This is a genomic window from Candidatus Eisenbacteria bacterium (genome assembly GCA_030017955.1).
GTDB lineage: Bacteria > Eisenbacteria > RBG-16-71-46 > JASEGR01 > JASEGR01 > JASEGR01.
In genome coordinates, this window is sequence record JASEGR010000080.1 from 1 (window position 1) to 12,021 (window position 12,021).

10 protein-coding genes are annotated in these 12,021 nt (G+C 51.9%); 2 read left to right on the forward strand and 8 right to left on the reverse strand.

The genetic code is table 11. From position 1 onward, the window contains the following. Positions 1-65: 65 nt before the first annotated feature. On the forward strand, positions 66-1,409 hold the full coding sequence (locus tag QME66_11090) for an MFS transporter (protein MDI6809509.1): 1,344 nt from the start codon (positions 66-68) through the stop codon (positions 1,407-1,409). Positions 1,410-1,474: 65 nt separating this feature from the next. Here QME66_11090 and QME66_11095 read toward each other — a convergent pair whose 3' ends face one another. From QME66_11095 to QME66_11130, 8 genes are all read right to left on the reverse strand, one after another. After that, positions 1,475-2,590, reverse strand: a complete 1,116-nt coding sequence (locus QME66_11095; protein ID MDI6809510.1) for a glycosyltransferase — start codon at positions 2,588-2,590, stop codon at positions 1,475-1,477. Further along, a complete protein-coding gene (locus tag QME66_11100) occupies positions 2,587-3,705 on the reverse strand; it encodes a glycosyltransferase family 1 protein (GenBank protein MDI6809511.1) in 1,119 nt (372 codons plus the stop codon). The genes QME66_11095 and QME66_11100 overlap by 4 nt, the downstream gene beginning before the upstream one ends. Further along, complete coding sequence (locus QME66_11105; protein MDI6809512.1) at positions 3,689-4,939, reverse strand: hypothetical protein; 1,251 nt, start codon at positions 4,937-4,939, stop codon at positions 3,689-3,691. The genes QME66_11100 and QME66_11105 overlap by 17 nt, the downstream gene beginning before the upstream one ends. Positions 4,940-4,947: 8 nt before the next feature. Continuing rightward, positions 4,948-5,847, reverse strand: coding sequence for a glycosyltransferase family 2 protein (locus tag QME66_11110; GenBank protein MDI6809513.1), 900 nt, complete (start codon positions 5,845-5,847; stop codon positions 4,948-4,950). 32 nt (positions 5,848-5,879) lie between these two features. Further along, a complete protein-coding gene (locus QME66_11115) occupies positions 5,880-6,839 on the reverse strand; it encodes a glycosyltransferase family 2 protein (GenBank protein ID MDI6809514.1) in 960 nt (319 codons plus the stop codon). Positions 6,840-6,952: 113 nt separating this feature from the next. After that, the gene (locus QME66_11120; protein MDI6809515.1) at positions 6,953-7,717 is read right to left on the reverse strand and encodes a class I SAM-dependent methyltransferase; all 765 of its coding nucleotides are present in this window, start codon (positions 7,715-7,717) and stop codon (positions 6,953-6,955) included. Positions 7,718-7,831: 114 nt separating this feature from the next. Further along, complete coding sequence (locus tag QME66_11125) at positions 7,832-9,169, reverse strand: O-antigen ligase family protein (GenBank protein MDI6809516.1); 1,338 nt, start codon at positions 9,167-9,169, stop codon at positions 7,832-7,834. A 464-nt stretch (positions 9,170-9,633) separates the two neighbouring features. Further along, entirely contained in the window at positions 9,634-11,646 is a 2,013-nt protein-coding gene (locus QME66_11130) for a hypothetical protein (GenBank protein ID MDI6809517.1), read from the reverse strand. A 34-nt stretch (positions 11,647-11,680) separates the two neighbouring features. On the opposite strand from QME66_11130, the gene QME66_11135 reads away from it, so the two are divergent. Then, positions 11,681-11,947: a hypothetical protein gene (locus QME66_11135; protein MDI6809518.1), complete on the forward strand. Its 267-nt coding sequence runs from the start codon at positions 11,681-11,683 to the stop codon at positions 11,945-11,947. Positions 11,948-12,021: the final 74 nt, after the last annotated feature.

Below are 12,021 nucleotides of genomic sequence, written 5' to 3' on the forward strand. Positions count from 1 at the left end.
CCCAAAAGTCCGGTTTTGAACCTTAAATAGTCCGGTTTTCAACTTTCCCTAACAGGACATTCTAGATGTTTGACAACACTAACCTGTCCCCCTGGCTCCTTGCCATTAGGAGCTTGTCTGTATATTATAACGGGAATTCCCCTTCAAACCTGATGAAAATTAGACTATTTGAAACTGTAGCTGATTCGTTCAGCATGAGGCCGGCCGATACGTTCAGTGCCCTCAAGCACCGGAACTTCAGGCTTTTCTGGTCGGGACAACTCCTTTCCCTTGTCGGCACCTGGATGCAGTCGGTGGCACAGGCCTGGCTTGTGTTCAGACTCACGAAATCACCCCTCCTCCTTGGAACCGTCGGCTTTGCTGCCTCATTTCCAGTGCTTCTTCTTTCTCTCCCGGCAGGGGTAATCGCTGACAGATACGAAAAGAGAAAGATTCTTGTTGCAACTCAGGCCTCCTTCATGATCGTAGCCTTGACCATTGCCGCCCTGGTTTTTTCCAATCGGGTCCAGGTCTGGCATGTGATCATCCTCGCTTTGATCACGGGGATTGTGAATGCCTTCGACGCTCCAACAAGGCAATCCTTCGTTGCCGAGATTGCTGGGAAAGACGACCTCCTCAACGCGATTGCCCTCAACTCGACGAGCTTCAATGCAGCTCGCGTGGTTGGCCCTGCAATCGCAGGGCTGCTTGTCGCTGTCGCTGGAGAAGGAGGTTGTTTCCTGATAAACGGCTTGAGCTATATTCCAATCATCACGACTCTCCGTCTGGTGAAGACACCGTTCAGGGGTGCGAACTCCGGCGACATGAATCTTATGAATGATCTCCTTGAGGGTCTCAGGTATCTGCGCAAGAACAGGGAGTTCACCGGAATAGTGTCCATAGTCGCAGCAGCTAGTCTCCTTGGCATGCCCTACCTCATGCTCATGCCTGTTTTTGCAAAAGACGTCCTCCACAAGGGAGCGTCAGGGTTTGGATTTCTCATGTCTTCAACCGGGTTGGGAGCATTTCTGGGAGCTTTGGGCCTTGCATCTCTCAGGGCTGGAAAAAGAAGAGGAGCCATTTTTGTTGTCGGTGCATTGGCGTTCCCGGTTCTCATATTTATCTTTTCCTTCTCAGAGAACTATCTGCTTTCTGCCCTTCTTCTCTTCGGGATTGGCTGGGCGATGGTGAGCCAGACTGTGGTCGGAAATACCCTTATTCAGGGTACGGTCAACCACGAACTGCGAGGAAGGGTGATGAGTGTCTATACCCTCGTTTTCATGGGCATGATGCCAATAGGGAGTCTCCAGGCTGGTTGGCTGGCTGAGCACCTTGGAGCCCCCTCTGCGCTCGCCATAGGTGGAGCGATTCTGTTCCTGTTCTCGATGGGAGTGCTCAGATCCAGATCTGGGATAGGCAGGATGCGGTAGCGCATTTGCCCGGGCCGGGCCGGCAGGAATGCCAATGGCAGGATTCTCCGTTTGCAGCCTAGTTGTCAACTTGCCGCAGCTACGTCCCGATAAACTTGCAGAATGCGTTCTACCATGACCTGGAGAGAGAACTCCTGGCGCACTCGCTTCCGGCCGTTTTCGCCCAGACGATGGCGTAGCTTCGGATCAACAAGCAGGCGATTAATGGCGTCGGCCAGCGCGGCTGGGTCTCGAGGCGGCACGACTAGGCCCGTGCTGCCGTCGATATTGACAAAGCTCGTGCCTGTACCCAGCTCCGTGCTCACCACTGGCTTGCCGCAAGCCATCGCCTCAATCTGGACAATCCCCCAAGCCTCGCTGCGGTGAGTCGAGGGCAGCACAAAAACGTCACAGGCATGGTAGAAGGCTGGCAGTTCGTCATCGCTCACGCGGTTCAGAAAGGTGACTCTCCTGTCTAGGCCCAGGCGCCGGGTTAGGTTTTGCCACTCTTTGCCTTGCGGTCCCTCGCCCACCACCAAAAGCTTGGCCTCCACCTGCCGCATCGCCTCGATGAGGAAGGAAAGCCCCTTGTAGTACCGCAAAAGCCCGACGAAGAGGACAAGTGGCCCCTTGTAGTGTCGCCGTATCTTTTCGGCGCGGCTTAAGACAGCCTCTGCGGGAGCGAAACGGTCGAGCTCCACACCGTACGGGACCACTGAACACTTGGCGGCCAGCGGCCGCAAGAAGCGCGAAGTCTGGAGGTAGTTGGGGCTGGAGACTGTAATCGCTGCGGCACGAGCTAAGACACGCCGGAGAAAGGGGCGATATAGCTGCAGGAGCTGTTTCTGCCGTACGATGTCACTGTGGTAGGTGATCACCATCTTTCTGTTGTGTCCGCTTAGCAGGTAAGCCAGCTCGCCTATGGGATAGGGGAAGTGAAGGTGGGTGATGTCAGCCTCGAGGCGATGCATCCAGACAAAGAGGTTCAGGCTAATTGGCGCGGAGGCGATAGTAGCAACCCGGCCGGCCTTGACGACTCGAACATTGTTCATGTTCTCCACCGTCGTGCGTGCGCTGCGATTTGTCGTCAGCACAGTCACTTCCATCCCCAGGCGAGCCTGCTCCTCGGCCAGAAGACGCAGATGGTTCTCGATGCCGCCGAGGACAGGAAAGTAATCCTTATATACATGGAGCACCTTCATAGCTTTCCTGCGACTACCCGCTCGTAGACGGAAACCGTCTCCCGTGCTGTTCGTTCCCAAGAGAATCTCCTTGCTTGATTGAACCCCTTTTCAACCATCTCCTTCTGCAGCCCGTCATCTGAAAGAACCCGATTTATTGCCCCAACCAGGCCGTTCACGTCGAGCGGGTTCACCAGCAGGGCAGCGTCTCCTGCTACTTCGGGCAGGCTGGACGTGTTGGAACACACTACAGGCGTACCGCAGGCCATAGCCTCTAGCACCGGAAGTCCAAAACCTTCATACAATGACGGGAACACGAAGAGCCTTGCTCCGCCGTACAAAACAGGAAGATCATTCTCTGATACGTCTGCCAGGAAGATCACGCGATCCTCAATGTGCAGGAGCATTGCTGTCTCTTTTGCCTGTGGATAGCGCTCATCCCAGTGTCCTGCAATCACCAGGCTGACATTTGATGACGGGCCACCTATTTTCGATTCAGCGAATGCCTTTACGAGCCGTACAAGATTCTTGTGAGGCTTATTGCTGCCAAAGTACAGTACGTATTCTTCGGGCAAGCCGTACTTTTCTTTAACTGCAATGGTACGTTCCGGAGGCTGAGGCGTGAAGTGCGCCCCGGCTGCCAAAGGCGTGACAAAAATCCGCTGCGGCGCAACATGAAAGTACCGGATAAGGTCGGCTTTGGTTCCTTCCGAAATAGCCACAATCGCATCGGCTCTTTTCAGAGCCAGCATGTGCGCGAGGCGGTATATCAACCGTTTTCCAGCACTGAAGTACTCTGGATATGCGAGCGGAATAAGGTCGTAGCAGGTGAGCACAGTTGGGACGCCTGGGCGATAGGGCAAGAGGTAATACGGGCTGTGATAGACGGCAACATCAATGGATCGCAAGGCCTTCGGTACTACCCACTGCTGGCGGAGTGAAAATGGAGACACGCGACTTTCGAGGCGCGGGAGATCCGGCAAGGCCATGCGCGTCACAGGAGCTAAGGGATTATGCAGCAGGAGAACTGAAAGATTCGGCACAACGCTTGCCAGAGCATGCGCCAGGCTGACTACGTACCGTCCTATGCCGGGAAAGTGGTCAGTAGCTGTACGAGCGTCAAGGACTATGTTCACGTCTTTCTCCTGCTCGGACCGTCCTTCCAACGCCTCGGATTCCTGTGGGAGTGTCCACATCCAGCCAGAAGAGTCCTGGGGTGGCTGCTTTAGGAGAAGAGCGAGAGAACACCAACTTGAACCTCAACGCTTTCTTCCCGGCCAGGCCCGAAAGGTCTTTGGACCAAAGTCCGTTAGCCACATCAAATCCTTCTGCGTTGCCCGGCAGGTCTCCGTCAGCAATCGGTTGGTCATGTTCATCCAAAATAACTAACCGAAGGTCGTTCTCTTCATTTCGCGCCGATGAGTTGGATTCTATCCTTATGGCTCCAAATGAACGCTCGGGGCAGAGTTCTATGAACGGCGTTTTGAGTGTACCAGTGAGGGCATTCTCAGTGAGAAACCACCATCCAGGTCCGTCGGAAGGAGCCTCCTGCGCGAGGTTCTCCGCGATGATCTGCCTTGCGCCCATGTTACCACTCATCCTTGTGGCGCTTAGACTCCAGCAACCCAGATCCCCTTTGCTGATTTCGATATTCTTAACATAGAATTCTGCTTGATCATTTCTTGACCAATTGTAGATCCCCATGACCGGATGAGGTTCGTCAACGACATTCCATTCCGAAGAAACAAAAACCAACCTGTTGTTTGTGTAAAACCGCAGCTCTTTCTCTTTTGCTTTCCACTCGAACCTGAAGTTCACCCACTTGTTTCGCCAATCCTTACGCGAATCCGGTTTGGCCCATCTCAATTTGCTGTCCGGCCGAAAATGATGGCCGGTCAAAAACACCTGACCCGATTGCGCGGAACTAACGGTGAGCAGGCGGGCGTAGTAGGCCTCCTCGTGATAGAAAAAGATTCCGCACTCTCCGTTGACGTCGGGCGGTATGCTCATCCTACAGTCGGCCGACCAGGTAATATCTTTGTTCTTGTCAAATGCGAGCCAACTGCCGAGACCGCCATCCCTTCTAATATGCCAGACGATCTCTTTGCCCTCCTGGACGAAATCTGTGTCTCCCCCGACGAACCAGTTGCGGTAATCCTTATGGTGCCAATCAAACTTTCCGCGAACAGGCGGAGGGATGTAAATAGTGTTTGTCTTCTCGTCGAATATCGGCCGGGACTCATTATCATGTGAGGCGCTTTGCCCTCCGCATGACGCAGAGTTGCAAAGAATGCCTGTGGCCACGACTATCCAACCTAAAATCCTTATGACCTTGGATTCAATAAGCCAACTGGACGAAGGAGCATCCATTTTCTCTTTCAGTGCATCAAAGTGGGAGAGAGCACTAATCTTATCAATCGCAGGTAGAAACCGTGTGGACGGCCGGGTCGAACAACACCGATTGTTAATCCGAGCAGGAATTTGACAAACAGGTAGCAGCGAAGAAGAAGCTGCTGCAACTTGCTTCTGTGTTTCTTGTAGAAACGCATCTGGCTGCGGCGGTATTCGAGCATAATCTTCTCATTGTCGTTCGCATAACTCCTGCCACCGAAATGCAGGACTTTAGTTGTTGGGACATAGTGTATTTCATAGCCCTTTGCCCTGACCCGGGAGCAGAGGTCAACATCCTCAAAATACATGAAGAAGCGTTCGTCAAATCTGCCAATGCTGTGAAAAAGATCTTTTCGGATCATCAGTGCCGCTCCGGTTAACCAATCGACACTGATTTCGGCCCCGTACTCCCGCTCGAGACGATCAAGGACTTTGGCTTCTCGTTGATGAATCCTTCGCAGCACTCCGCGCATTCTCCATTCCTCAAGAATCGAGGGATCGTTTCCGAACGATAGTTGAAATGTTCCATCATCGTTAACGAGTTTTGGTCCACAGATTCCCACGGATTGGCGCTCCGACAAAACCGAGGCAAGCCCGGAAGGTGTATCTTCGAACAACAGTGTATCATTGTTCAAAAAGAAAAGGTATTGCCCTGTGGCAATAGCCGCGCCGGCATTGTTTGCTGCGCCAAAACTGCGATTCTCGTGGAGCAACAGGAATCTGACAAGTGGGAATTGAACCGGGAGCAATTCCCGGCTCTCGTCCGCTGAATTGTTATCGACGACTATGATTTCACATCCCCGCGTGTGCTGGAAAACTGCCTCAAGAGCCTTTCGGGTATAGTGATATCCGTTAGAATTCACAATGATGATCGTGACTGAGTTCAACAATTACCCTCTTTGACGCGACATTCAAAACATCAGGGTGTCGCCTTATCGTGAGAGTTTGCCGTTCTCCACAAGGGTAAGGCGAAGATAAATGTCCGCACTGACGATTGTGCCCGCTTCCCGACACGGTCTGAACGATCAACAATCAGACGTCCATGCCAATATAACATACGAGGAACAAAACCAATAACCAGGAACAATCTGTAGAAAATAGCTGTGATTCTGCCAAAGTGTTTTTCGTAGTAATAAAGAACATTTTCATATTGCTCTCTGAAGACGTCTGAGTCCTTGGTCACCGGCCGCACTGTTTGCCCTGAATGATGTACGACCTGTGCTCGCGGGTAGAAAATGATTTTCCATCCTGATTTCTTGATTCTGTATGACCAATCGAGGTCGTTGTAACAGATCGACAAGCGTTCGTCAAACATTCCTATGTCTCTTACGATTTCCGAACGAACAATGACCGCGGCGGCCATCACGTGATCAACTTCGCGGTCTGCATTATGATCAAAAAAAGTCATCTCACTCCCTGCAAAGACATGAGAATTGGGGAAAAGCCGATCCAGCAGAAATATGTCACAGACGTGGGTCCACAGGGACACAAATCCTTTGCACGAGGGTTGAATGCTGCCATCCGGATTGAGCAGCTGCGGCCCGCACATTCCAACGTTGGGATTCTTGTCCATGTAAGCGACAAGTAGTTCGAGAGCCATGATTTTCAAGGCCGCGTCACTGTTCAGAAGAAATATGTAGCGACCCCGCGCGATCTTCATTGCATCGTTGTTTGGCTTCGCAAACCGTTCGTTCATGTTGTTCCGAATCAATCGCACCTCGCGGAACTCTTGTTGCACCATTTCAACGCTGCCATCGCTTGACGCGTTATCTACTACGATGACTTCCTTCGGGACAGAGCTTTGAAAAACAGACCGGAGGCTTTCCCGCAGCAACTCCCGCGTGTTCATATTAACAATGATCACCGAGACATCTATCATTGGACTACGCCCCCATCGCCGGATATCAGATCGGTTATGGCGATTGCCAGAGATCTACATCTGGATCGCACAGTACCTCCGCGATCGAATCCCGCGGGTTCTGATTCCTGAGACTACCTTGGACCTCCACTTTTGACCGCGCAGTACTGCTGTTTCTGTTTTTGTGCTACAAAAAGATAGTTTTGGCAGACGGGTGATATCAGCGCAGACAGAGCGTTGTCAATGGCGCCATAAAGGTTTGCCATCCGGAATGACACGCGAATCAATCCCGGAACTCCCCACCACCAAACATTTCGCGGCAAGATCGCATACCTTTGTATCTCCACCACTTCAAAGTCTGCATTCTTTGCGAGAGACAAAATGTCAGACGCGGCATAACGATACCGATGAGACCACCTGTTGATCAGGCGCAGTGAGGCCTCAATCCAGCTGTAACGGTTGGGCAGGTGGAAACAGATGAACACTCCTTTGGGTTTCAAGATTCGGTTAATCTCCTTGAAGCTGGATAGCTCATCACCACCCGTCTCACGCACGTGTTCGAGAACCCCAACGGCGAGCACGGCATCGAAGCTCTGGCTGCTATAGGGAAGGGTGATCGGATCGTTAGAGTTGCCACTTCGATATTCATAACTCCCGGGTGCAAACGCACTACAGACTTGGGGTGGCCGTTCAAATCCGTATCCGCTCGTCCTATACCCGGATCTAACCAGAAAGTAGGAAAAGTGGCCATTCCCGACACCCCAGTCCAGGACTGTGGCCCCCGCCCTGACGTATCTTGCTACAAGACGGTAGAGCCTTAAGTACTGAGATGCGCTAATCGGGTTGCCAAACTGGAGTAAGCTTCTGTCTTGAGAACGTGCCTGCATAAGTTCATTCATAATCCCCTGGAAAGTTGACTCGTGTATCATGTTTTCCCCGAACCGTGCGACATGTTAGCGGTCCGACATGAGTTCATCGTCTGGTGTCTTGTCTCCGCACACTGGAGCACTGTCTTACCCGTGTACTTGCTCCGGGCGAAGAACCGAGACTACCGCCATCACGAACCAGAAGAGGGTCGAGTAATGCCAGCCAGAAAAGAAAACAGGCTCGAAGAGACAATTTATGCCGGCCGCCAGAACGACGGCCGAAAATCCATGATACAGGATATCTTTTGTCGCAAGAGCTCGCTTCGCTCGTCCCAACGTGACCAGAATCGCTCCAACTAGCACTGCACCGGCCACGAGCCCTATGATGCCCATCTTTGAGGCGACTTCCAAGGGAAGATTGTGGGGATCTCTCGCCGGGCCGGAGCCAACACCGAAAATTGGATGCAATTGGAAGTTCTCAAGAGCTTCTCGCCATGCTGAGAAGCGAGCCTTAACAGAAAAGGTCTTTGTAACGCCAGCAAATCTAAGAAGTGTGTATTTGAAGACAAAGCTCTGCCCAATGGCAAAGGCGAAAGGAAGCATGACCACGAGGAAAGAGACACCTCTTCTCCCCGCCCTAAGCATCAAGAAAGCCAGCCCAATCGCAAACGTGACTAGACCACCTCTTGACGTGGTCAACACAAGGGCAACAAGCATGACTATGACTGAAAGGAAAAGAGTGAATCTCATTCTTCCTTTCCGATACAGGAGCAGTGTTATTGTTACAAGAAGTGAAAGCGCAAGAATGGCTGCGAGGTAGTTTGAGCGAGCCCAGGAGAGGCCGAGAGCGCCCCTGCCGCCGGCAATCTCTACAAGCGAGAGCCTCATGGTCAGGAACTCAACAATGAACTCGAGAGAAACAATAGTCCCAAAGATCGGGACCAAGTAGAGAAGGGTTAATGGCTCTTTCAGCCTCGTTGCAGTCTCGGTTGTGACCACGAAAAAAACGAAAATTATAACCCACCTCAATATTCCACCGAGCGAATGAAGAATGTCACCTGAGACACCGAGACTCATAACGCCTGCCAGAACAAAAAGTGCAAGCGAAAGTTCGAGTGGACCTAGTCTGAGATCCATCTTCTTTTCAATCGCCCTTCCAACAAAGAGTCCTGCTGAGACCACGGCTAGAAAAATATCGCTCCAGCATATGAGAAAGGTCTTGCCCGACAGACCAAAGGAAATCGGGAAGAGAAGGCCGATAGTCACCAAAGAGGCCCCAAGCACAGTCCATGGCCAAAGAACAGAAATCACCAGAAGACAAACAATTGCAGGCATTGAAAAAGCAAGGATCAGAAGTTTAGGACCCTGGTCTAGAAAAAAATAGCAAAGCAGGATGAGCACTTCCAGAATAACAAAGAGTGGTATCGCGAGACGGATCCTTCCCTTCACCTGCTTTCTACGATGCACATATGCTGCATCACGCATCAACTACTCCAATTCTTCCTGTCAAGTCTCGATTCGCGCCTGCTTTCAATACATGCCGGACAGGCGACTACATTTTGAACCGAACGGCACTCCACATTGACACCAGATTTGAAACAGGTCCCGAATATTTGTCCACCAAACAGAAAAGCCAAGAGACATTTGCCTTGTTTCTGGACCTAAACAGGTCGGACTGAATGTGCTTCGTGGACTGTAGTGTAGTGCTGACCTTCCCCCATTCTTAGTACCAGCCCGGGCTGGAATCTTCTGGATCTTGAGCCCTACCCGAAAATCCATGACTATTTTTGGTTGAAAACCGAAGGCCAATTGTGTGCAACAGTCTGTAGCCATCGCTCCTCCTTGAAGTGTGGTGAGGATTGGTGCTCAAACCCTTTAATACCACAACTCCCGAGGGCGATGGCACTCTTTTTTCAGTAAACGCGTGCATAATTCAGGCTAGAGGTTCCTCAACGCTCCCGCATTGAGACATCGTCAAACCAACCTCTCCCTTTTCCTCTGATTTGTACCACAGCGTACAAGCCTCCGGCAGGGTCCGGGGCAGCTTTGAAATCCGACTGAGCTAGCTGCCACTCTTGGGTGCCACGAGTCCATGGCAGAACTCCACCGTACCATCGGTCGCCTATTGTCCACTCAACATAAATTCTGAAGTCCAGGCCCGGCGGATCAGTCTTCACCCAGGCTGATAAAATGTAGTCGCGGTCTGCTTTTATGCCATCGATGCCGTGCTCAACTGCCAATGGTGCAAAGTCTCTGAAGTTACTGACGAGCATAAGGCTTCGCTTTCCCGAATGGGCTTCGTGCTCTGAAATCTGCATTGTTAATGGATAGTTGGCAGCCCACGTGTCAGGCACAAGGTCGCCATCTGAATCTACCTCAAAGGATGGATTCTCAACTAAGTTTCCTGGCTCTATGAGTGCCATCTCAGCCTCTGGCGGCCGCATGAGTTCGGCGCTGAATTCCTTGCGCTCTGGATTGAAAATAGGGTCGTCAGTATAGATGTGCACGGCGTAAGGAGTGAATTCGTCCGTGAATTTGCCTCCACGGAGGGTCACCGTTCGGCGTTCAAATAAAACGCGCAGCTCCTTGGCGGATACTTCAGGAAGAGTGAACTCTGCTCGATGGTCCTCATTTTGCGTGTTGATTGCGATGATGAACATTATGCCAGATAGAGTTCGCCGCATCATTTGGACGGCGTTCCCCGGGGAACCGACCTTGCCGGCCTTTATTCCGGTCACGATGTCGGCTGTGAGCACTGGTTCCATCGCGGCGAGTTCGCTGACCAGCGACCTCAATTCACGGTAGAACCTTGACGACTTCTTAGTATGTGCCGTGCCCCAGTAATTGATTCCCAGCGCTCCGTGAAGAATCGCGTCATAAGCCATGAACCTTGATTCCTCAAATGTGGGCAAAATCGTATCCTGCTTCCTGCCGGGTTGCGGAGAAAGCTCTGCCCATCCAAAGCCTTGAAGGACCATGATGATTGGTTTGTCACCGTTTACGCTTGAGACAGACTTGTCTGCCTCATCGCCGACCACATGGATGGTTTTGTCAGGCAAATCCGAGTGCGCCTGTGGCTCCGGCACCGGATAAATGTCGCAGCCTGCGACGTCCGTTGCCCGGTTATAGTGCGCCAGTGTGGAGATGAGATTCCGTGGCGCGTGATTCGTCCAGACGGGGTGATTCTGATCCAGAGCCCTCAGGAATTTGTAGCCCTCATACAACCCGTCGGCGTTTCTATTGCCCCAGGCGGCCTCATCAATGCTTTCCCACATGAGAAGGGCAGGGTGATTTCCTACCTGAGACACGAGTTCGGAAAGCGTCCTTTTCTTTTCTTCAGCATCCTTCGAGAAATCCAGGACCTCGCCCAGAGATACCCACACCTTTAAGCCACATTCGTGTGCCTTGTCCAAGAATTCCTTCATTGCACCCGGCGGAAAGGTTGGAGATTGGATGACAGAAAAACCATCAATGCCAAGGTCCTTAAGGCACTTCTCAGAACCGGGTACAGAATAAATGCCAATAGGAAATACACGCTTGCCCTTTATACGGATGAAGTTCTGGGCATCAACATCCACGAGCCGGCCAGCGACGGGCCTTCGTAGAATCGGGAATGCAAGGTCTCTGCCAGCCACAAGGTTGCCCTTCCTGTCGTGCAACTCTATGAGTACCGTGTAGTCGCCGAACGCCAACCCGGACGTATCAAATCGGAGTTCCCCTTCACCACTCTTGAGCAAGCTCAACTGTTTTGTAGCCAAAGGATTCCCTGAAAGACGTTCCGCAAACAGCGTGGCGGTCACCCGGTAACCGATAAACTCTCGAGGCTTTGCATTGATCCGGTAGCGTACTGCCACATCATCTCGGTAAAACGACTTGAAAATATCAAACTCCGCGATCGAGCTAACCGAGCCTTGCTTTCCTGCCGCCGTGTCGGAGTAATCGTTGGCCGCGGCTTCAGCCACCCGGATGCTGAGACTGTGTTCCGTTGCAGGGGATATGGCTAAGAGAGGAGCAACGCTCTTTGGTGTTGTACAAGAGATACCGGCGGCAAGCAACACCGTTAAGGCGAGCGGGAACCCCAGTCTCATGGCCAACCCTCCACTCCGTGGGAGAGAAATCACCAAGAGGTTAGAAAGAGGAACAAAAGCGGTGTATCCTTTCAGAATTGAATTCAAACCTTTGACAGCCGGAGAATCCTGCAGAAAGGAGTACACCAGCACGAGAAACGGTAACATTGAAAAGGAGGCGGAGTCAAAGACTTGATACTCATTGAGGCCTCCCTTACGGGATAATCCCGAGCGTATACTCGGGATTTCACCACGATCCAGAAAGGAGGA